Genomic DNA, 21,693 nt, shown 5'->3' with positions numbered 1-21,693 from the left:
CCACTGGCCCGGATCCCGGCCTTAAATTAAACACTTTCTCTCAGGTAAGCTGCACTTACCTGATTCTGGCTGATTATCTTCCGTGCAGCGGGTATACTGTCCGACTCTTTAATACCCGTCATATTTCAAGTTGCAGATGCGTTGACTGCGCTCGCTCACCCCAGTCACTTAGTTATCTAAGCTCCAGGGGATTTACGAGCTTGTCGCCTTCCTGCCACTCGAATTATTTTGTGTATAAACCCACTTTCTCGCGTGCGAATCCAACATGCAAAAGTTTGATACCAAGACATTTCAGGGCCTGATCCTGACACTGCAAGATTATTGGGCGCAGCAGGGCTGCACCATTGTTCAACCGCTGGATATGGAAGTCGGCGCTGGCACCTCGCACCCGATGACCAGCCTGCGCGCACTCGGCCCTGAGCCTTTTGCGGCAGCCTATGTTCAGCCTTCCCGCCGCCCGACCGATGGTCGCTACGGTGAGAACCCGAACCGCCTGCAACACTATTATCAGTTCCAGGTGATGATCAAACCGTCACCGGAAAACATTCAGGAACTGTACCTCGGTTCCCTGAAAGAGCTGGGTCTTGACCCGCTTATCCACGATATTCGCTTCGTAGAAGATAACTGGGAAAACCCGACGCTCGGCGCCTGGGGTCTCGGCTGGGAAGTGTGGCTGAATGGCATGGAAGTAACGCAGTTCACTTACTTCCAGCAGGTCGGCGGCCTGGAGTGTAAACCTGTGACCGGCGAAATCACTTACGGTCTTGAGCGTCTGGCGATGTACATCCAGAGCGTGGACAGCGTTTACGATCTGGTCTGGAGCGACGGCCCGCTGGGCAAAACAACCTACGGCGACGTGTTCCATCAGAACGAGGTGGAGCAATCCACCTACAACTTCGAATACGCCGATGTTGATTTCCTCTTCTCCTGTTTTGAACAGCACGAGAAAGAAGCGCAAACCCTGCTGGCTCTTGAAAAGCCGCTGGCACTGCCTGCTTACGAGCGCATCCTGAAAGCCGCACATTGCTTCAACCTGCTCGATGCACGTAAAGCGATTTCTGTGACTGAACGTCAGCGCTACATTCTGCGCATCCGTACCCTGACTAAAGCGGTAGCTGAGGCGTATTACGCTTCCCGCGAAGTGCTGGGCTTCCCGATGTGCAAAAAGAACGAGAAGTGAGAAACAGCCATGACTGAAAAAACTTTTCTGGTGGAAATCGGCACGGAAGAACTGCCACCGAAGGCTCTGCGCAGCCTTGCTGAATCCTTTGCAGCGAACCTGACTGCGGAACTCGATGCGGCGAATCTGCCACACGGCGACGTAAAATGGTTTGCAGCACCGCGCCGTCTGGCGCTGAAAGTCTCCGGTCTGCATGAATCACAGGCCGATCGCGAAGTTGAAAAACGCGGCCCGGCTGTGGCGCAGGCGTTTGATGCAGAAGGCAAACCCAGCAAAGCCGCTGAAGGCTGGGCTCGTGGTTGCGGCATCACCGTCGAACAGGCTGACCGTCTGGTCACTGACAAAGGCGAATGGCTGGTTTACCGCGCACACGTCAAAGGCGAAAGCGCGCAACAGCTGCTGCCAGCGATGATCGCGACATCTTTGTCCAAATTGCCTATTCCTAAACTGATGCGCTGGGGCGATTCCGACGTGCAGTTTGTGCGTCCGGTTCACACCGTAACGTTGCTGTTGGGCGATGAACTGATCCCGGCGAAAATCCTCGGTATTGATTCTGCGCGTACCCTTCGTGGCCACCGTTTCATGGGCGAGCCGGAATTCACACTCGACAACGCCGATCAGTACCCGCAAATTCTGCTGGAACGCGGCAAAGTCATTGCGGATTACGAGCAGCGTAAAGCCATCATCAAACGGGATGCTGAGAAAGCGGCGAAAGAGATTGGCGGTATTGCCGATCTGAGCGAAAGCCTGCTGGAAGAAGTGGCCTCTCTGGTGGAATGGCCGGTTGTTCTGACCGCTAAATTCGAAGAGAAATTCCTGGCTGTTCCGGCAGAAGCGCTGGTTTACACCATGAAAGGCGACCAGAAGTATTTCCCGGTGTACGACGCCGCGGGCAAACTTCTGCCGAACTTCATCTTCGTGGCCAACATCGAGTCGAAAGATCCGCAGCAAATCATTTCCGGTAACGAGAAAGTGGTTCGCCCGCGTCTGGCCGATGCGGAATTCTTCTTCAACACTGACCGTAAAAAACGTCTCGAAGATAACCTGCCGCGTCTGGAAACTGTGTTGTTCCAGAAACAGCTGGGTACGCTGCGTGACAAAACAGACCGCATTCAGGCGCTTTCTGGCTGGATCGCCGGGAAAATCGGTGCCAACGTCGAGAACGCAAAACGCGCGGGTCTGCTGTCCAAATGTGATCTGATGACCAACATGGTCTTCGAATTCACCGACACGCAGGGCGTGATGGGCATGCACTATGCGCGTCACGACGGCGAGCAGGAAGAAGTCGCGGTTGCGCTGAACGAACAGTATCAGCCACGCTTTGCGGGCGACGAATTACCGGCATCGCTGGTGGCTTGTGCGCTGGCAATCGCTGACAAGATGGACACGCTGGCCGGTATCTTCGGCATCGGTCAACATCCGAAAGGCGATAAAGACCCGTTCGCACTGCGCCGTGCGGCGCTGGGCGTGCTGCGTATCATCGTTGAGAAAAACCTGTCTCTTGATCTGCAAACCCTGACGGAAGAAGCGGTGCGTCTGTACGGCGACAAGCTGACTAACGCCAAGGTTGTCGATGAGGTGGTTGATTTCATGCTCGGTCGTTTCCGCGCGTGGTATCAGGAAGAAGGTCACGCGGTCGATACCATTCAGGCCGTGCTGGCACGTCGTCCAACCAAACCGGCTGATTTCGACGCCCGTGTGAAAGCGGTGAGCTACTTCCGTACGCTGGATGAAGCGGCAACGCTGGCTGCGGCCAACAAACGCGTTTCCAACATCCTGGCGAAATCCACCGACGTTCTGCTGGATCACGTTCACGCCTCCGTGCTGAAAGAACCTGCTGAGCTGAAACTGGCTACGCATCTGGTCGTTCTGCGTGACAAACTGGAGCCGCTGTTTGCTGCCGGTCAGTACAAAGAAGCGCTGGTCGAACTGGCTGCCCTGCGTGAAACCGTGGATACGTTCTTTGACACCGTGATGGTGATGGATGAGAACGAAGCGATTCGAATCAACCGGTTGACGTTACTGTCCAAGCTGAGGGAGTTGTTCTTACAAGTGGCGGATATTTCTTTACTTCAGTAAGTAAGCAACTTTTCTAAAGTCAAAGCCGTGGGCTCGCCGCCCACACTGGCCCAGAGACCCGCAATCGCGCGGGCCTCTGGACTCCACGCTCTTTCACTGCGCGCTACCGCTCGCTGGCTATGTTTCAGACATTCCTCTTATTGCCGCAAACTCCGCCGCTGCGCGGTTCTCTCGCCTCGGATTCGAACCTGCTCGAAAAAAGATTCTCGCTGTTTCTCACCACTCACTCGACGTCGTTTTGAAAGCGGCCACTGGCTTTTTAAAGCACAACCTTACTGGCTGATTTTCAGGCTTGCCTTTGATTTTAAAAAATCCTCCAGCCGCTTTCAGAATACTTGCTGAGTGAGAGTTTCGAGACCGCAAGGCTCGAATACCGATACGAAGGAACCGCGCAGCGGCAAGTTTTCGCGGCAATAGCGGTGGCTTCTGAAATATAGCCAGCGAGCGGTAGCGCGCAGTAAAAAGACGGGAGAGATCCAAGAGAGGCCCGTCCTGGCCTCTTTTGGGCGGTTTCGGCGAACTAAGTTAAGTGATCGCAATTTTTGAGAAACCGAAATTTTCTCGATCAGATTTTAAAAAGCGTCTGTACACCGCCAAAGCACACAAGTCGCGCGGCTATGCGCAAAAAAAGGGATTTTAAGGCGCAGCCTTAAGTATCACATCCCCCCCAGATGTTCTATCCTATACCCCGCATGGACGCACAGCATCGGCACGGAATTCGCCGGCAAAGAACATTGAAATCAGGAGTCAGGACTCATGGCTGTAGGGATCAGAAGCGGTGTATTTTCTCGCTGGCTGGCGCCGTTTATCGCACTGCTGGTAGTGTTTCAGCTCACTGCATGCGGCGATAAAGAACCGGAACAACGCAAAGCCTTTATCGATTATTTGCAAAATACCGTGATGCGCAGCGGGCAAAACCTGCCATCGCTGAGTGAAGATCAGAAACAACGGTTTGGTAATTATGCGAATGACTACGGCATCATCCTGTCATTCTCGCGTCAGATGAAAGGTGCCGTTGAAGGCAGCTTTGTGCCGGTGGTTAACGCGATTGGTCAGGTGCGCACGCCGCAGGATTACATGACCCAGCGTAGCGCGCTGCAACAGGCCGCCAGCACGCTGAGTATGATGAATGCCCAGTTGCGCGATTCGAAAACCAAAGCCGATACCGCGATGGCTGCTCTCAAGCAACCAGACGATCTGAAAGCCGTTTACGGTCAGGTCTACAACACCGTGGTGACTCAGCCTGCAAACGTGCTGACCCCGCTGGTGCCAGCGCTGCAAAGCTTCACGCAGGATATCGTCTCCGTGGGTGATTTCCTGCAACAGCAGGGCCCTCAGGTGGCATTCGCTAACGGCGGCGTGCAGTTCCCGACGCAGCAACAGGCGACGCAGTACAACACCATGATGTCGAATCTGGTGGGTAAACAGCAGACATTGCTCCAGGCGCAGAAAGTCGCGCAGGGCGATTTCAGCAACTAAGCGAAACTGGAATTTTCGTAAAAGCCACGTCATCTCGTACGTGGCTTTTTTGTTGGGAAAATACAGGTATCAATGGCGTTATATTTATAAAAAATGACAATTTTTAACCTGCAAACTCTGCTGAATTCCTCTACTTTTGAAGGCAACTGTCCGATTACCCCTCCCGTATTTTACTTTAAGGATTTTTGATGAAACGTCAGACGATGACTCTGTTGGCTTCTCTGGTGCTGGCACCTGCGCTGGCCAACGCCGCCGACAGCGCAACGGCAGATTTCACCCCGGCGCAACAGGAAGCCATTGGTAAAATTGCAGCTGATTACATGCTTCAGCATCCTGAAATTCTGGTGCAGGTCAGCCAGAAACTTCAGGCGAAGCAGGCCGATCAGCAGCAACAGGAAACCCTGAGCGCCGTTCTGGCCAATTCAAAAGCACTGGTTGAAGATCCTGCCACGCCAAGCTACGGCCCGAAAGATGCCAAAGTAGCTTTCGTGGAATTCTTCGATTATCAGTGTCTGTATTGCAGCCGCATGGCACCGGTGGTTGAACAGACGGTGAAAGCGAATCCGAACGTTCGTTTCGTCTTCAAAGAATGGCCAATCTTCGGTGACCGCTGGAAAGCGTCCATCACGGCGGCAGAAACCGGTATGGCGATCTGGAAAGAGAAGGGCGCGCAGGCGTACTTCGACTACCACAACAGCATTTATCGTACCGGCCATGACGAGGGTAAACTGACCGATGCCGATATCGCCGGTGCGGTGAAAGCGGCCAAAGCCACCCCGCCGACTGATGCACAGCGTAAAGCCACGCATGAAGCTATTGCCTCCAACGACGAACTGGCCCGCACGCTGGGCTTCAGCGGTACACCTGGTTTTGTCGTGATGCCAACCAGCGGCGCAACGGCAGAAAACACCACCGTGCTTCCGGGCGCTGTTTCCGCCGAAGAACTGCAGGGCGCGATTGTTAAGGCGCAAGGCGGGAAGTAATTTCTCATCAATCTCAATCCGGCAGCCTGTGCTGCCGGATGCTCTTTTCCCCCGGTTTGGAAAGCACTTCTCAATATTGGATGTAATGTCTGAAAGGGGTAAATTTTTACCCGTTTCATTGTTTTCGCCGTGGTAACCTTGCCTTCTTCATGGATATTTATCCCTGTGAAGCAACCTCTGATTCGTTGGATCTGGCATCAGAGTTCCCCAATCTTTTACCGACTACATGGATAGCTAATGATTGTTCAATTTGCTGAGTATGCTGCGCTGAAAAAAAGTAAGCAGGATAAAGAACCGGGAGTATCAGAAACGTCGGGTTCGCCTCAGGTTATTGAGCTGTCTGCTCGGCAAGAGTTTGCTGCGTATGAGAGAGCTAAAGCACGAGTGCAGGAAGCTGCCGCTAAACTCGACTGGTAATCCCGCCCTGCCTGTCCAGTCATTGGAGTTTCTATGGCTGTTTCAGCAAATAAAATTGTCCCTATTGCAGGCTCAAAACGTTCTGCCGAAGATGACAGTATCGATTCTATTTTATCAAGACGTTCTCAGGAGCTTATTCTTGGGTTATGCGGAGCAAGTGGTTCCGGGATCCGAACTTTAAAAGACAAGTTAATCGCACGTTTGAAAAGTTGCCATTATCACGTTGAGCATATCCGTATCAGCGATTTAATGATTGGAACTCAGGGTGCAGAGCGGGCCCAATCGCTTAAAGCTCTGGACGGTTCCGGGCATTTTATACAGCTACAAGATTTAGGCGATGCGCTCAGGGATAAGTATGGTTCAATGATAGCTGCTCAAATGGCGATCAGGAATATCAGGTACCTGCGCGACAAGTTATTAGAACAAGGGCGGATCGAAGGGACGTCGGGTAAGACGACCAATAAAGTTGCTTATATCATCGATCAGTTAAAGCATCCTGCTGAAATCGAATTATTACGTGAAGTTTATCGAAATAACTTCTACCTCATCGGATTAATCAGGTCGCTAAAAGAAAGACGTAATAACTTAAAGAAAGACTCTTTGAATGATAATGAAATTAATGAGGTGATTAACCGTGACCGGCGTTCTGCGTACAAATATGGTCAGCAGGTAGAGGATACACTGCATTCTTCAGATTATTTTATTCATAATACCAACGACCTTTGGCTCGATCAGTCCGTTATCCGGTTTGTCGATCTTGTCCACGGTGCCAATAATCTGACGCCGACGCGTGATGAAACCGGTATGTTTAATGCTAACTCGGCCTCATTACGTTCTGCCTGTCTCTCGCGACAGGTTGGTGCCGCAATTATGGATGAAAACCACAATCTCTTAGCTACAGGATGTAATGACGTGCCTGTGGCTGGCGGTGGGCTTTATTCCTGTGAAAGTGGCAGCGCTGATAAACGTTGTTATGCTAACGGAGGTTGTCACAATGACCAGCATAAAAAACTTGTTAAGCGTGAAATTGAAAAAGTATTAGAAGATTTTAACGTCGGAAATGAAAAAAAGCTTGCTGAAGAGATAATGAAAACCACTAAGTTGAAATCGTTAATTGAATACTCAAGAGCAATTCATGCAGAAATGGATGCTATTACTTCGGTATCAAGATCCTCAAGAGGATATACGCTGGGTAAGATTTTATATTGCACGACTTATCCTTGCCATAATTGCGCGCGGCACATCGTTGCTGCCGGGATAAAACGGGTTGTTTATATTGAACCCTACGCGAAGAGTTTGGCTGAAGATCTGCACGGTGATTCCATCACGGGTTCAGATGCTCAGGACAAAAGTAATAAAGTCATTTTTGATATCTTTGAAGGGACGGCGCCGAGACGCTATAGCAAGTTTTTCGGCTATAGCCGGGATCGTAAAGATGCCAATGGAAAAGTGATTACTTATGACGTTGATAGCTCACATCATGTTGATTCCCAGCAAATGGACAGCTATACGGATTTCGAGCTTAAAGTCGTCCAAAATGTGACCACAAAAATTGGTGAAGAAATCACTTCTTAGCGAATTTGAGAAGCCGTCCATGAGGCTGCAAATCCTGTAGTCTCAACCCCCCCCCCATGCTGTAATTTTCTTTCAAACTCTCCCCCGTAAACTCAATTCCACATTCATCTGACACGTCTGAACGGTTTTTAAGCGAAATAAGCAAGGTCGCCGGAAAATTCTTTGTGATGAATATCACGTTTTTATGATAAAGACTCGTTAATAAAAAGTGACTTTCGTCACGTTTTTATGCGTATCAAGCTCAAAATATCGCCGGTGTAGCCGGATTACAGGGGTGTTTTGTGATCATGATCACCAAAAGGCAGGGGGTAGTGGTCGTATACGTGTGATCTCCGTCACGGGCTGGTGGGTGGCTACGCGAGGCCTATAATCACGTGGTAGAGTCCGCCTCGCAGACAGCAATTCGACGGACGGATTTTTAAAGCAGTGGCAGAAAAACCGAAATAACCGTCACCGATAATTAACTGATATCACGCGCTCTATTGTCAGCGCGTATCAATAGGGGTGCGTTTTATGTTTTCACCAGACGTTAAGATCAAAGTTCAAAACTTTGGTCGCTTCCTGAGTAACATGGTAATGCCCAACATCGGCGCGTTTATCGCCTGGGGTATCATTACTGCTCTGTTCATTCCTACCGGCTGGATCCCTAATGAGACATTAGCGAAGCTGGTTGGCCCGATGATCACTTATCTCCTGCCATTGCTCATCGGTTTCACCGGTGGTCGTCTGGTCGGTGGTGATCGCGGTGGTGTGGTCGGCGCAATCACCGTAATGGGTGTGATCGTCGGTGCGGATATGCCAATGTTCCTCGGTGCAATGATTGGCGGCCCGCTGGGTGGCTGGGCAATCAAGCGTTTCGACCGCTGGGTTGACGGTAAAATCAAAAGCGGCTTCGAGATGTTGGTTAACAACTTCTCCGCCGGGATTATCGGTATGCTGCTGGCGATCCTCGCCTTCCTGGCTATCGGTCCGCTGGTAGAAGCGCTGTCTAAAGTGCTGGCTGCAGGCGTGCACATCATGGTTATTCATAACCTGTTGCCGCTGGCCTCTATCTTTGTTGAACCGGCGAAAATCCTGTTCCTCAACAACGCCATCAACCACGGTATCTTCTCTCCACTGGGTATCCAGCAGGCGACGGAAACCGGTAAATCTATCTTCTTCCTGATCGAAGCGAACCCAGGTCCGGGTATGGGCGTCCTGATGGCGTACATGTTCTTCGGTCGTGGCAGTGCTAAGCAATCTGCTGGCGGCGCGGCAATCATCCACTTCCTGGGTGGTATCCACGAAATTTATTTCCCATACGTTCTGATGAACCCACGTCTGCTGCTGGCCGTAATTCTGGGCGGTATGACTGGCGTGTTCACCCTGACTATGCTGAACGGCGGTCTGGTTTCTCCGGCTTCTCCGGGTTCCATCCTGGCCGTGCTGGCGATGACGCCAAAAGGGGCTTACTTCGCTAACATCGCCGCTATCGTGGCTGCGTTTGCCGTCTCCTTCGTGGTCTCTTCCTTCTTGCTGAAAACCACGAAAGCGAAAGAAGGTGATGATCTGGAAGACGCAACCCGTCGCGTTCAGGACATGAAAGCCGAATCCAAAGGTGGCAAACCAGGCGCGACTGGCGTTGCTGGCGACCTGTCTACCGTACGTAAAATCATCGTTGCCTGTGATGCCGGTATGGGTTCCAGCGCAATGGGTGCCGGTGTTCTGCGCAAAAAAGTGCAGGATGCAGGGCTGACCAATATCAGCGTCACCAACAGTGCAATCAACAATCTGCCGGACGACGTTGACCTGGTCATCACACACCGTGACCTGACTGAACGTGCGATGCGCCAGGTGCCACATGCACAGCACATCTCGCTGACCAACTTCCTCGACAGCGGCCTGTACATTGACCTGACAGCACGTCTGGTTGAAGTGAACAAAACCAGCCAGTACAGAGAGAAGGTGACCACCACGTTGGGCGACAGCATTGTGTCCGACAGTGAAAACGAAAACCTGTTCCGCATCAGCGAAAGCAATATCTTCCTGGGCCTGCAGGCGGCAACGAAAGAAGACGCCATTCGTTTTGCGGGTCAACAACTGGTGAAAGGCGGTTACGTTCAGGCAGAATATGTCGAAGCGATGCTGGCGCGTGAGCAACTGACGTCCACGTATCTGGGCGAGTCAATCGCGGTGCCACACGGTACAATCGAAGCGAAAGATCGCGTACTGAAAACCGGTATCGTGTTCTGCCAGTATCCGGCGGGCATCCGCTGGGGTGAAGACGAAGATGATTCAGCGCGTCTGGTAGTGGGTATCGCCGCACGTAATAACGAACACATCAACGTGATCACCAAGCTGACGACGGCACTTGACGAAGACGGTGTGATCGAACGTCTGGCGAACACCACCAGCGTTGAAGAAGTTCTGACGATTCTTCGCGGTTAATCAGTAGAGCGTCACTAAGCGGGTCTTGATATCGAGACCCGCTTGTTGATTCGGAGCCGGGCGGCTCCCAGCTTTACCTAAAGCTTTTTACCAGAAAGTATGGCCCCCGATTTGAAGGAAATATTATGAAAGCATTACATTTTGGCGCAGGTAACATTGGTCGCGGTTTTATCGGTAAATTACTTGCTGATGCCGGGGCTGAACTGACATTTGCCGATGTCAGCCCTGCTTTACTGGATGCACTGAACAGCCGTAAAGGCTATAACGTGCACGTTGTCGGTGAACAGGCCACCGTTGAGCCTGTCAGCAATGTGAATGCCGTCAACAGCGCCGGTCAGGATGCCATCAACCTGATTGCCGAAGTCGATTTAGTGACCACCGCCGTTGGCCCGACCGTGCTCGAAAAAATCGCGCCAAACGTGGCGAAAGGTCTGGTGCTGCGTCACCAGCAGGGCAACGAAAAGCCGCTGAATATTATCGCCTGTGAAAACATGGTGCGCGGCACCAGCCAGTTCAAACAGCACGTATTCAACGCGCTGCCGGAAGATGAAAAAGCCTGGGTTGAAGCGCATATCGGCTTTGTCGATTCCGCCGTAGACCGCATCGTGCCACCGGCTGCCGCCGGGTCGACCGATCCGCTGGAAGTCACCGTTGAAACCTTCAGCGAGTGGATTGTGGATAAAACGCAGTTCAAAGGCCCTCTGCCGGAAATCGCCGGGATGGAGCTGACCGATAACCTGATGGCGTTCGTGGAACGTAAACTCTTTACCCTGAACACCGGCCACGCGATCACTGCGTATCTCGGTCAGCAGGCGGGCCACGCGACAATTCGTGATGCTATTCTCGACGAGAAAGTGCGTCTGGTGGTTCGCGGCGCGATGGTAGAGAGTGGCGAAGTGCTGATCCGCCGTTACGGTTTTGACCCGGAAAAACACGCGGCGTACATCGAAAAAATTCTGTCCCGTTTCGAAAACCCGTATCTGCACGACGATGTTGAACGCGTCGGCCGTCAGCCACTGCGTAAACTGAGCGCGGGCGATCGTCTGATCAAACCTCTGCTGGGCACTCAGGAATATCGCCTTCCTCATGAGAATCTGGTGAGAGGGATTGCGGCTGCGATGCACTACCGCAGCGAACAGGATCCGCAAGCCAAAGAGCTGGTCGAATTACTGGAAAAAGTCGGGCCAAAAGCCGCGCTTGCCCAGATTTCAGGCCTGCCGGAAGAGGGCGAAGTGGTTGCCCAGGCTGTAAAAATCTACGAATCTATGCATTAATACTGCGTTCGTTTTGATTTCGCCAACACCAGGCAAAGAAAGCCCTGTCGGGCAGGATCATCCTGCCCTTCATGCGCGCATCATGGATGACGACAGGGGCGCTATTAGCACCGGTTCTTTACTGCAAGTAAGCCCTATGGAAAAAGCTCAGGCGTTTGAAAACCGTGTACTGGAAAAGCTTAATGCGGGTAAAACCGTACGCAGCTTTTTGATGACCGCTGTGGAATTACTGGCCGAAGCGCTGGATATTCTGGTCGTGCAGGTTTTCCGCAAAGACGATTATGCCGTGAAGTACGCTGTTGAACCGTTGCTGACCGGCACCGGTCCGCTTGGCGATCTTTCCGTGCGCCTGAAACTGATTTATGCGTTGGGCGTGATCAGCCGTCATGAGTACGAAGATGCAGAATTACTGATGGCACTGCGTGAAGAGTTGAATTACGACGGCGAAGAATACCGTTTTACTGACGATGAAATTCTCGGCCCGTTCGGGGAATTACATTGCGTGACGGAGCTGCCGCCCGTGCCGACGTTCCTCAAACCGGGTGAAGCCGACGAATCGCTGATTGCTATGCAACGTCAGCGTTACCAGCAGATCGTCCGCTCCACGATGGTACTTTCCATTACCGGCCTGATCGCGCATATCAGCAATCAGCAGCCTTCACGTCTTTCTCCGGTCAAAAAATAAATCCCCGTCATACTTCGAGCCGCAGATGCGTTGGCTGCGTTCAGTCACCCGAATCACTTACTTGAGTAAGCTCATCGGGATTCCATCACTTGCCGCCTTTCTGCAACCCGAACTATTTTGGGGATTCGCTTTAGTTAAGCGCGTGACGCACTTCGCCGACCAGCAGCCACAGCGCGGTTAACGCCATCATGCCACCCATAATCGTATTGAACAGTTTCAGTTTCCATTCCACACGCAATGCCTGACGTAACCGGTCACCCATCACCACCCAGACCAGAATGCACGGCAGGTTGATCAGCGCGAAGCCAACGCAAATCAGCAGCGTGTGATGCAGCATATTGCCGTCCGGCGGCGTAAACAGGATCGCCACGTTAGTCGCCATCAGCCAGGCTTTCGGGTTAATCGCCTGAAAAAGTGCGCCGCCGACCATGTTCATCGGTTGCTGCTTTTCGCCTTCTTTCGGCGTGCCGGAACGGTAGATTTTCCACGACAGCCAGAACAGATAAGTACACCCCACCACGGCCATCGGCAGGCGCACGACGTTCATCCAGCTCAGTAAAATCGCCAGCATGGACGTCATCAGCGCGCACTGCACCACACAGCCCAGCGTGATCCCCAGCATCATCGGCACGCTGCGGCGTAACCCGAAATTCACTCCGGATGCTGCCAGCAACAGATTGTTCGGGCCCGGCGTAATGGACATCACGGTGACGTAACTGACAAAAGCGGTATCTATCATTTTTATTTTTCCCCTGTATTCCAGACAACCAGAATAATCAGTGCAGGGGAAAGGTAACAGAACCAGAAATACGCTATTGTTAGGGTTACAGTTTAAGATACGAAAAACTGTACCCTTTCAATTTCACGGAACTGACACCATGACCGATATTGCGGAACTGCCCGACACCCGTTACAACCAGCTGGCGGAACAACTGGCCGACGCGATCCGCCGCGGCACGCTGGCACCGGGCAGCCGTTTGCCCTCGGTGCGGCGCAGTGCGCAAACCTGGTCGGTCAGCATTAACACGGTAGTCGCGGCGTACCGTCGGCTGGAAGATCGCGGTTTTATTGAGGCCCGCCCGCAATCCGGTTTTTTCGTGCGTGCCGCATTGCCCGCGCTGGAACATCAGCCGCCGCATGAACAACCTCAGACGCCAGCCGCCGAACCGGCAGACGAAGTGCTGGATCTGATCGACACTGTTTTTGCCTCGCAAACCGACCCGGCGTACACCAATTTGTCGCTGGCCTGTCCGCAGTCCAATGACTTTTATCCGAGCGGAAAACTCGGGCGCATTATGTCATCCCTGTTGCGCCGTCAGCCGGATCTGATCGGGAAATATGCTTTACCGCCGGGGCATCCCGCGCTGCGCCAGCAAATCGCCCGCCGTGCGCTGGCGCTGGGCATGATTTTAGAGCCGACCGATATCACGATTACGCACGGTTGCATGGAAGCGTTGCAGCTGGCGTTGCGCGTGACCACCAAACCGGGCGACAGCGTCGGGCTGGAAACGCCGACCTATTTTTATCTGCTGCCGATGCTGGCGAGCCTCGGGCTGAAAGCGGTGGAAATCCCGACCGATCCGCAAACCGGTTTATCGCTGGATGTGCTGGAAATGCTGCTCAGCGAGAAGCGTCTGAATGCGGTTATCGCGATGCCGACGGCGCAAAATCCGCTGGGTTTTACCATGCCGCTGGACGCCAAAAAACGGCTGGCACGGTTGATGAACGTTCATCAGGTGCCGCTGATTGAAGATGGTCTTTATGCGGAGATCCAGTTCGGTGCGACGCTCTCTCCGGCGGTGAAATCGTTTGATACCGATGGCTGGATCCTGTTTTGCACCAGTTTCACCAAAACACTGGCGCCGGATTTTCGTATCGGCTGGGTGGAAGGTGGCCGCTTTGCTGATCGCCTGCACAAGCTGAAAGCGGTTTCCTCGATGGCGGAATCGGCCCTGCTTTCACAGACGCTGACGCTGTTTCTGGAATCCGGCGGCTACGATCATCATCTGCGGACGTTGCGACGCCGTTATGCCGCGCACGTTGAGCAGGCGCGCGCGCTGATCGCTCAGCATTTTCCGCAAGGAACAAGGGCGACACAACCGGCGGGCGGTTTCGTCATCTGGGTCGATTTTCCGGCGGAAGTGGATTGCGTCAAACTCTTCCATCAGCTGCTGAAAGATAAAATCTGCATGACGCCCGGCCAGTTGTATTCCCCGAGCGGGCGTTACAGTAACGGCCTGCGTTTATCCTGCTGTTATGTGTTCGACACACGCTATATTTCGGCGATGATCCGCATTGGCGAGCGGGCATGTGAGATGTGCGGTCTGCCACCGGGGCTGGCGGCGCAGGAGTAAGCTGAAGAGTCACGCACTTCCTGATACACTGATGGTTATTATCCTTTTTTACAGTCGTGCCCGTTGCGGCATGAACGGAACTGACACCATGAAAGAAATCGAAAAAACCGAGATTAAGCGCCTCAGCGACATGCTGGATGCCCTGAACCACAAAGATGCGACCGTTATTCAGGCAGGTAATGCTGAGCTGATCGCCAAGCACGAAGAAGAGAAAGAAAAACTGGCGGCAGAAATCGCGCGTCTGAAAGATGTGCGGGTAAAAAAACTTAGCACCGAAGCGCAGAAACTGGAAAAACTGTTCAGCCGTGAAATCACCAAGAAAGAACAGGCTGATATGGGCACGCTGAAGAAAACCGTACGCGGTATCGTGGTGGTTCACCCGATGACCGCACTGGGCCGCGAAATGGGCCTGAAAGTTGTGACCGGTTTTGCCATAAAAAAATTCTGATTTTAGCTCCAGGGCAGACGAGTCGGCCCTGCTGCTCCCCCTGCGAAGGGGGAGCTAAAACGACTTCCCTTCCGAACCGTACAATCTCCGTCCAAAATCCTCGATCTTGCGCTGAACCAAACGCGTTTGCATCGTTTTGCTCCAGCTGGCAGAAAGCCCGGCCGCCGACATCAGACGGCGATACTGTTCCTCATCAAACGGCATGTTAAAGGCAATCGAAATCGCTTCCGCGACGGACACTTCGCTGTTGCGCGTCAGCAACTCCAGCGGGCGGTCACCGCTGACATTTCCGGTGCCGATCACGCGATAAAGCCAGCCGCAGCGTCCGCTTTGTTGCAACAACGGTGACAGATTTTTGCATCCCAGAAAATGATTGAGCTTGTAGCAGGGCGCGCGCGGCTGTGTGACCTGAATCAGCGCGTCGCCCCAGCGGAAAATATCGCCGATAAACACGTTATCTTCGGTCATGCCGAGCGTAGAAAGATTCTCGCCAAAGGCGGGAGGATGGAAACGGTCTTCTTCTTCGGGGAACTGCTGACGCAGCCAGGCGTAGTGTTCGCGGGGAAAGTGGCACAACGCGCGGTCTGCGCCTCCGTGATAACTCTTTTCTGCCTGCTGATCGCCTTCGAGCCCGGCAGACGTCAGAACCACCGCGCCGTCGATCTGTCGTTTAGCAATCGCGCTGGGCGAATAATCCGGGTAGCTTTCGATATTGCCGATATAGACGTCGGGATAATGCATAAGGTCTCCGCGAGGAATCAGTCGTTGACCTCAGCATAACCTGCATTGCCGGTTCGGAGTATCAGGAATCACCCCGCGTGAAAATCACGCAGGGTGATGCGGGGAAAATCAGAAGGTTTCCCAGTTATCCTGATTGGTTTTGCCCTGCGCTGGAGGCAGAACCGGGCGGCGCAGCGCATTGGACGCGGGCGCTTTCAGCATGTTGCCGTTATCGGCCAGACGGAATACCGATACCGCCTGTGTCAGCGTTGCGGCCTGATCTTCCAGAGAATCCGCCGCCGCCGAAGACTGCTCAACCAGCGCGGCGTTCTGCTGAGTGGTGCTGTCCATTTCAACAATCGCCTGCGAAATCTGGCTGATCCCACGGCTTTGTTCGTCAGACGCCGACGCAATTTCGCCCATAATATCGCGGACGTGCGACACGGATTTCACGATGTCCTGCATCGTGCGCCCGGTGTTTTCTACCAGCTTCGCACCGGTATTCACCCGCTCGACCGATTCGGCAATCAGCCCCTCGATCTCTTTTGCCGCCTGTGCGCTGCGCTGTGCCAGTGTGCGGACTTCAGACGCAACCACGGAGAACCCGCGGCCCTGTTCACCGGCGCGTGCGGCTTCTACGGCGGCGTTCAGCGCCAGAATATTGGTCTGGAACGCAATGCCGTTGATGACGGAGGTGATTTCTGCGATACGTTTTGAACTGCCTGAAATCTGCTGCATGGTATCGACCACTTCGCCGACCTGTTTGCCGCCCAATGTGGCCGTGCCGGATGCTTCACTCGCCAGTTTGCTGGCGTGATGGGCGTTATCGGCGTTCTGTTTCACCGTGGCGCTCAGTTCTTCCATGCTGGCAGCGGTTTCTTCAACCGCGGCGGCCTGCTGCTCGGTGCGTGAGGACAAATCGGTATTCCCGGCGGCGATTTCGGCTGCCGCGTGGGAAACCTGCGAAACGCCGGAGCGGATTTCATAAATCATCGTACTCAGATTCTGACTCATCCCGGCAACGGCGTTCATCAGCATGCCCAGTTCGTCGCGGCGCGTTGTGGTGCGTGCGGCGGTCAGATCACCCTGCGCAATGGCTTCGGCGGTTTTCAGCGTATCGCGGATTGGCTGTGCAATCTGGCGGGTAATTCGCCACGCAATCAGGATACCGGCCAGCATCACAATCAGCGTAATCACCATCATGATCATCTGCGCATTGCTGATATCGTTATGCGTGTTATCCAGTTCGTTTTTGAAGATTTTCGATACCAGCGCGTTCATCTCGGCGGCTTTCACGGACAGAAGTTGCGAGTTTTTCTGCTCATCTTCATAGGCTGGCATGTACGCCACAACGTGGCTTTTGTACGTCGCCAGCGCGGTCATCAGCGGGGCCAGCGTTGCCTGCTGATTGGGCAGCAACAGTGCGTTAAGTTTTTTGGCATTGGCCTGGGTATCGTCGATGGCCTGCAACAATGTCGCTTCAGACTCTTTGTTGATGTTGAGCAGCAGGCCGCGCACGTAATAACGCACGCTGATCAGTTTCTGAATCACTTCCGCCAGAGAAAGACGAATCGACGGATCGGCATCTTCTACGCGCAGTTGGTCCTGCAGACGTTTCACGACGGCTTCGGTTTCAGAAAGATTCCAGCTGGCGCGCACGGCATCTTTTCTGTCGACAGCCTGTTTGAAAGCGTCCTGCGCCACCTGGTATTCACGGATTTTCACCGGCACCTGGTTGAGATCGGCCTGGCTGGTCGCATCCCATTCCAGCTTGTCTTTCGACTGTGCAATAAGCTGCGACAGCGCGTTGATTTTGTCCTGATTTTGCTTGAGATAGGCAGGGTCGTAATTGAGCTGATACAGCGTGCGGCTCAGGCGGGCATCATTGAGCAACGCATTCATCTGATTACTGAAATCAACTTTCTCAGCGCGCTGGCTAATATCGTTAAACTTAATCATTCCGGCGGCGGTGATCACTGCTGCGATCAAAAGAACCAATCCGAAGCCGAGCCCCAGTTTTGTACCGACTTTGAGATTATTCATCCACTGCGAAAGACCCGATCCATTGCCCATAGTATTTCTCCGTCAAACATCCTTGCGAAAAGTTAGCGATTTTGTGACGCCTTTGTGAAAGTTCTATCGGTCGCCATTTCGGCAAACTTTATAGGTTCTGCGGTGTATTTTTGATTAATGCGAGGGCGGTCTAAAAATAACGGAAGGACGGGGGATAATTCGCTGAAATACAGTGATCAGGCTTACGTTTTTAGCATAAAAAGCGAGACATAAAAAAGGCAGGTCACAGACCTGCCTCTTGCGAAAACATCATGCCCGTTTAGGGCAGCAGAGCGAAATTATTTCGCTTCAGCCAGACGTTTTGCTGCTTCGTCCCAGTTTACAACAGCCCAGAAGGCTTTGATGTAATCAGGGCGTTTGTTCTGATATTTCAGGTAGTAAGCGTGTTCCCAAACGTCCAGACCCAGCAGCGGGTAACCGGAAACGCCTGAAACTGCTTCGCCCATCAGCGGGCTGTCCTGGTTAGCGGTAGAAACAACCGCCAGTTTGCCGTCTTTCAGAACCAGCCATGCCCAGCCAGAACCGAAACGGGTGGCAGCTGCTTTCTCAAAAGCTTCTTTGAAAGCGTCAACGCTGCCGAAATCGCGTTCGATCGCAGATTTCAGTTCGCCCTGTAAGGTGGTGCCAGTTTTCAGGCCTTTCCAGAACAGGCTGTGGTTAGCGTGGCCACCTGCATTGTTACGCAGTGCAACTTTCTTGTCCGCAGGGACTTTGTCCAGGTCAGCAATCAGCTCTTCAACAGACAGCGCAGCCAGTTCTGGCAGGCTTTCCAGCGCGGCGTTAGCGTTGTTAACGTAAGCCTGGTGGTGTTTAGAGTGATGGATTTCCATCGTTTCTTTGTCAAAATGCGGTTCGAGTGCGTCGTATGCGTAAGGCAGTGATGGCAGTGAATAACTCATGTTCATCGTCTCCATAGTGTAGGGCGGCACCGTCTTTGTGAGCACCGCGTAATCAGTCGGATCATTATAGTTAATTAAATGATATTGAAAATGATTATCTAAGCCCGACGCTTCGTAAGGCCATGCGTAAGCCCCTGTTATTTGGGGCTTAGAACCAGATAACCGCAAACAATCCTAATTTGTCTAAAGGCACTGAGTGCTTAAAGGGTTCAATCATTGATCCTTTAGCCAGCAAGATAAAACCGGTAAGGCAAATCATCCAGAGGCAGATCGTGTGGCCCGCTGCGATATAACCTTTGCTGAGTACGGCGTTGTTTTTTGCGTGCTGGCAGATTCAGTCCGTAAAGGTCGATAGTCACTTGCGCCCTTTCCTGATCATGTCCGGTTGCAGCGGCAGAAGGCTCAATCGAACCATCATCATTGCATACAAAAAAGTGTTCAAAATCGTAGAGAACATCATCGGGTTTTAGCAGCGCAGGATTGTACTTCTCGCCCTTCTGTTCCTGACATCGGTTGCAGCAGGGGAATAAATTTCCCCATGTATAAGCCAATGCCGGGAAATGTTTTTTCGGTTGAAAATGCTCAACAGTTTCCAGGCTTTCTATGCCGATGATTCCATCGCAAAAAGCACAGTGATTCAGCGTCATGGCTAAAAGCGTTTCACGCATTTGCTGATAGCTTTTTTGGGATCGCCAGCGAAATTTTGCGTTTGGATCGACTGCACGCGCAGTCAGAAAATCATCTGTCCATTTAGCCTGCCCATCCGCTAAAAGCGGCGGGCAAGCCGGTCTGGTAATTTTTAACATGTTAATTCCCTTTAGGTTTGCGCCTTGCAACTTGTCTCATTTCCATCTGGACAATACCTTCCAATTCTTCGCTATTTTTGGCCAACAGCAATTCAACCGTTTTCTTCAGTTCACTGTCATCCTGCGTGCCAGCTAAGTAACCATTTCTTGCAAGCCGGAGCTGTTCTAATAGCTCTTCCGTTTCAACATCAAATTGTTCTTCGACGCCGAACACTTCTTCCAGAATCACCTGATAACTTTTCCCGCCTGCGGATTCCGTCGGCGTAATCACCTCGGCAATATGCGGATCACGGCACACCAGACGCTGCGGATCTGGCAGCCGGTAAACCCAGGCATCTTCCACTGAACCCACGACAAACGGCGAATGCGTGGAAACAAAAACCTGCGCATTGGGCAGTAATTTTTGAATCGCCGGAAGAATGCGACGCTGCCATTTCGGGTGCAGATGAATATCGACTTCATCGAGGAATAAGATGATCGGTTGCGAGAAGATATCCCGGCTTTCCTTCCACGGAATAGCTTCAAGTCGCAGCGCGAGATCAGCAACCCAGCCGATGATGGATTTGAGGCCGTCGGGCAGGACGTTGAAGGGAACGATTTCACCGTTGATAATTAAAGAAACAGAACGCGGATTCCTTTCTAAACGAAATGAAACGTCTAAATCACAGACGGTCTTGATGAACTTTGAGATGCGCTCAAGGGCCAGATCATAATTTTTAATTTCTTCAAGTGCACCATCTTGCAAAGCTAAAGCAGCATTGGAACGATTAAGTGCAATCCATTGGGCGACAATTTTAGGGCGTACTGTTGTATTGAAAGATAGAGCTTTTTCAAATGGAGACTCGGTTATCTCTTCAATAGCAGTGACATCAAACTTATCAGATGAACTTGATTGGCCGGAATAGGCAAAAGCTGCAAAATCAGTTGTCCCACTCATTGTAACCATAAAATGTTGGTATTTTTTTAACTGCTCATTTTCGGAGGGCTCCAACATTTGTCCTGAAATTCCAAGCCCTTTATTTTTAGTATAAATATAATTTTTTAAGTAAATAGAGCTAGCCTGTGAAGCAAAAGAGAAATCAACTGTTGAAGAATTCTTAGAACATCGGCTGATAAGTAAATGTTCACTTCTGAATGTATATTCAAACACCGCCGCCAGTGCATACAGCAGCGTACTTTTACCGCAGCCGTTCGGGCCGGTGAAGATATGAATCTCCGCCTTTTCCGCGTCAGCCCCGGCGCTTTTAATCGGTGGGAAATCAAAATGCGTATTCTCAAATACGCCTACATCCCTGAGAGTTATGCTTTCCAGTCGGTACGGCTGTCGCATTTGATTTCCTTATAATTATTGTTGAGGGGAACTGTTCAAATTCTGCGCTGAGTTTACCTTAACCGCTGAGGATGCGTATACACCGTTGCCCGGCCGGGTTTGCTGAAACCGACCAGCGTCAGGTTACATTTTTCTGCGACGTCTACCGCAAGCGTGGTGGCGGCGGAGACAGCGAATAAGATCTCAACGCCGCACATCGCGGCTTTCTGCACCATTTCATAACTGGCGCGGCTTGAAACCAGCGCGGCACCGGCGTTCCAGCCGTTTTGTCGGGCGCGCAGGCCGAGCATTTTATCCAGCGCGACGTGGCGGCCGACGTCTTCGCAGCCACCCGACAGCGTGCCTTCCGGCGTGATCCACGCGGCGGCGTGCGTGCAGCCGGTCAGCTGGCCGATGGTCTGAACGGATTTCAGCTGATGCAGCGCGGCGTCCAGATTCGCCAGATCGAAGGTTTGGGTAAACGGCAGCGGCACGAGCGGGCGAAACAGATCGCCAAGTTGCTCGATGCCACAGACGCCGCAACCGGTCCGTCCCGCCATCGCGCGGCGGCGTTCTTTCAGCCCGGCAAAGCGGCGGCTCGATAACTCAATGTTAACTTCGATTCCGTTACAGTTTTGCGAGACGTCCATTCCGTAAATGTCGCTGGCCGATTCGATAATCCCTTCCGAGAGCGAAAAGCCCAGCGCGAAGGCGTCGAAGTCTTTTGGCGACGCCATCATCACTACATGCGAAATCCCGTTGTAGACCAGCGCGACGGGCACTTCTTCAGCAATCCAGTCCTCTTCCGGCGCGTCCAGATGTGCGCGCTGCATCACCGTTTTTTGGCGTGCTCCGATGATCTGAGTCACTTTTTTGTCATCTTTTTCGCCCAGTTCGTTTACTTGATGGACATCCATTGGCAATAACCTTATAAACAATCCGGCTACATAAGCCGTACAAAAAATATGGGTACTGAACCTTAATT

The 21,693-nt window shown here is 52.4% G+C and carries 18 protein-coding genes; 11 read left to right on the top strand and 7 right to left on the bottom strand.

The genetic code is table 11. From position 1 onward, the window contains the following. Window positions 1-265 precede the first annotated feature (265 nt). The 9 genes from glyQ to BV494_RS16535 all read left to right on the top strand — a co-directional run bounded on the left by glyQ (window position 266) and on the right by BV494_RS16535 (window position 12,099). Window positions 266-1,180, top strand: a complete 915-nt coding sequence (gene glyQ / locus BV494_RS16575) for a glycine--tRNA ligase subunit alpha (protein WP_104923844.1) — start codon at window positions 266-268, stop codon at window positions 1,178-1,180. 9 nt (window positions 1,181-1,189) lie between these two features. Then, window positions 1,190-3,259 carry a glycine--tRNA ligase subunit beta gene (gene glyS, locus BV494_RS16570; protein ID WP_104923843.1) on the top strand — a complete coding sequence of 690 codons (2,070 nt, stop codon included), beginning with the start codon at window positions 1,190-1,192 and terminating at the stop codon, window positions 3,257-3,259. A gap of 756 nt (window positions 3,260-4,015) precedes the next feature. After that, window positions 4,016-4,738: a DUF3053 domain-containing protein gene (locus tag BV494_RS16565; RefSeq protein WP_104923842.1), complete on the top strand. Its 723-nt coding sequence runs from the start codon at window positions 4,016-4,018 to the stop codon at window positions 4,736-4,738. A gap of 188 nt (window positions 4,739-4,926) precedes the next feature. After that, the gene (locus BV494_RS16560) at window positions 4,927-5,721 is read left to right on the top strand and encodes a DsbA family protein (RefSeq protein WP_104923841.1); all 795 of its coding nucleotides are present in this window, start codon (window positions 4,927-4,929) and stop codon (window positions 5,719-5,721) included. Window positions 5,722-5,958: 237 nt separating this feature from the next. Next, on the top strand, window positions 5,959-6,138 hold the full coding sequence (locus BV494_RS16555) for a hypothetical protein (RefSeq protein WP_104923840.1): 180 nt from the start codon (window positions 5,959-5,961) through the stop codon (window positions 6,136-6,138). A gap of 33 nt (window positions 6,139-6,171) precedes the next feature. After that, the gene (locus BV494_RS16550; protein ID WP_104923839.1) at window positions 6,172-7,713 is read left to right on the top strand and encodes an anti-phage dCTP deaminase; all 1,542 of its coding nucleotides are present in this window, start codon (window positions 6,172-6,174) and stop codon (window positions 7,711-7,713) included. A gap of 513 nt (window positions 7,714-8,226) precedes the next feature. Next, the gene (locus BV494_RS16545) at window positions 8,227-10,140 is read left to right on the top strand and encodes a PTS mannitol transporter subunit IICBA (RefSeq protein ID WP_104923838.1); all 1,914 of its coding nucleotides are present in this window, start codon (window positions 8,227-8,229) and stop codon (window positions 10,138-10,140) included. A gap of 125 nt (window positions 10,141-10,265) precedes the next feature. Continuing rightward, on the top strand, window positions 10,266-11,414 hold the full coding sequence (locus tag BV494_RS16540; RefSeq protein WP_104923837.1) for a mannitol-1-phosphate 5-dehydrogenase: 1,149 nt from the start codon (window positions 10,266-10,268) through the stop codon (window positions 11,412-11,414). A 136-nt stretch (window positions 11,415-11,550) separates the two neighbouring features. Then, on the top strand, window positions 11,551-12,099 hold the full coding sequence (locus tag BV494_RS16535) for an MltR family transcriptional regulator (RefSeq protein ID WP_104924826.1): 549 nt from the start codon (window positions 11,551-11,553) through the stop codon (window positions 12,097-12,099). Between the two features lie 130 nt (window positions 12,100-12,229). Here BV494_RS16535 and BV494_RS16530 read toward each other — a convergent pair whose 3' ends face one another. Next, window positions 12,230-12,838 carry a LysE family translocator gene (locus BV494_RS16530; protein ID WP_104923836.1) on the bottom strand — a complete coding sequence of 203 codons (609 nt, stop codon included), beginning with the start codon at window positions 12,836-12,838 and terminating at the stop codon, window positions 12,230-12,232. A 139-nt stretch (window positions 12,839-12,977) separates the two neighbouring features. On the opposite strand from BV494_RS16530, the gene BV494_RS16525 reads away from it, so the two are divergent. After that, complete coding sequence (locus BV494_RS16525) at window positions 12,978-14,453, top strand: aminotransferase-like domain-containing protein (RefSeq protein WP_104923835.1); 1,476 nt, start codon at window positions 12,978-12,980, stop codon at window positions 14,451-14,453. Between the two features lie 88 nt (window positions 14,454-14,541). Next, window positions 14,542-14,901 (top strand): YibL family ribosome-associated protein, encoded by a 360-nt coding sequence (locus BV494_RS16520; protein ID WP_104924825.1) that lies wholly within the window; start codon window positions 14,542-14,544, stop codon window positions 14,899-14,901. Between the two features lie 54 nt (window positions 14,902-14,955). On the opposite strand, the gene yiiM is transcribed toward BV494_RS16520, so the two are convergent. The 6 genes from yiiM to fdhD all read right to left on the bottom strand — a co-directional run bounded on the left by yiiM (window position 14,956) and on the right by fdhD (window position 21,625). Continuing rightward, window positions 14,956-15,642: a 6-hydroxyaminopurine reductase gene (gene yiiM, locus BV494_RS16515; RefSeq protein WP_104923834.1), complete on the bottom strand. Its 687-nt coding sequence runs from the start codon at window positions 15,640-15,642 to the stop codon at window positions 14,956-14,958. 108 nt (window positions 15,643-15,750) lie between these two features. Further along, a complete protein-coding gene (locus BV494_RS16510; RefSeq protein ID WP_104923833.1) occupies window positions 15,751-17,694 on the bottom strand; it encodes a methyl-accepting chemotaxis protein in 1,944 nt (647 codons plus the stop codon). Window positions 17,695-17,972: 278 nt separating this feature from the next. Further along, the gene (gene sodA, locus BV494_RS16505; RefSeq protein ID WP_104923832.1) at window positions 17,973-18,593 is read right to left on the bottom strand and encodes a superoxide dismutase [Mn]; all 621 of its coding nucleotides are present in this window, start codon (window positions 18,591-18,593) and stop codon (window positions 17,973-17,975) included. 224 nt (window positions 18,594-18,817) lie between these two features. After that, window positions 18,818-19,399, bottom strand: coding sequence for a retron system putative HNH endonuclease (locus BV494_RS16500; RefSeq protein ID WP_104923831.1), 582 nt, complete (start codon window positions 19,397-19,399; stop codon window positions 18,818-18,820). A gap of 1 nt (window position 19,400) precedes the next feature. Next, window positions 19,401-20,729: an AAA family ATPase gene (locus BV494_RS16495; RefSeq protein WP_104923830.1), complete on the bottom strand. Its 1,329-nt coding sequence runs from the start codon at window positions 20,727-20,729 to the stop codon at window positions 19,401-19,403. 53 nt (window positions 20,730-20,782) lie between these two features. Beyond that, window positions 20,783-21,625, bottom strand: a complete 843-nt coding sequence (gene fdhD, locus BV494_RS16490) for a formate dehydrogenase accessory sulfurtransferase FdhD (RefSeq protein WP_104923829.1) — start codon at window positions 21,623-21,625, stop codon at window positions 20,783-20,785. Between the last annotated feature and the right edge of the window lie 68 nt (window positions 21,626-21,693).

The organism is Rahnella sikkimica, from assembly GCF_002951615.1.
GTDB classification, from domain to species: Bacteria; Pseudomonadota; Gammaproteobacteria; order Enterobacterales; family Enterobacteriaceae; genus Rahnella; species Rahnella sikkimica.
Note: the sequence above shows the minus strand (reverse complement) of the source record. Positions and strands in the feature narration are given on the sequence as shown.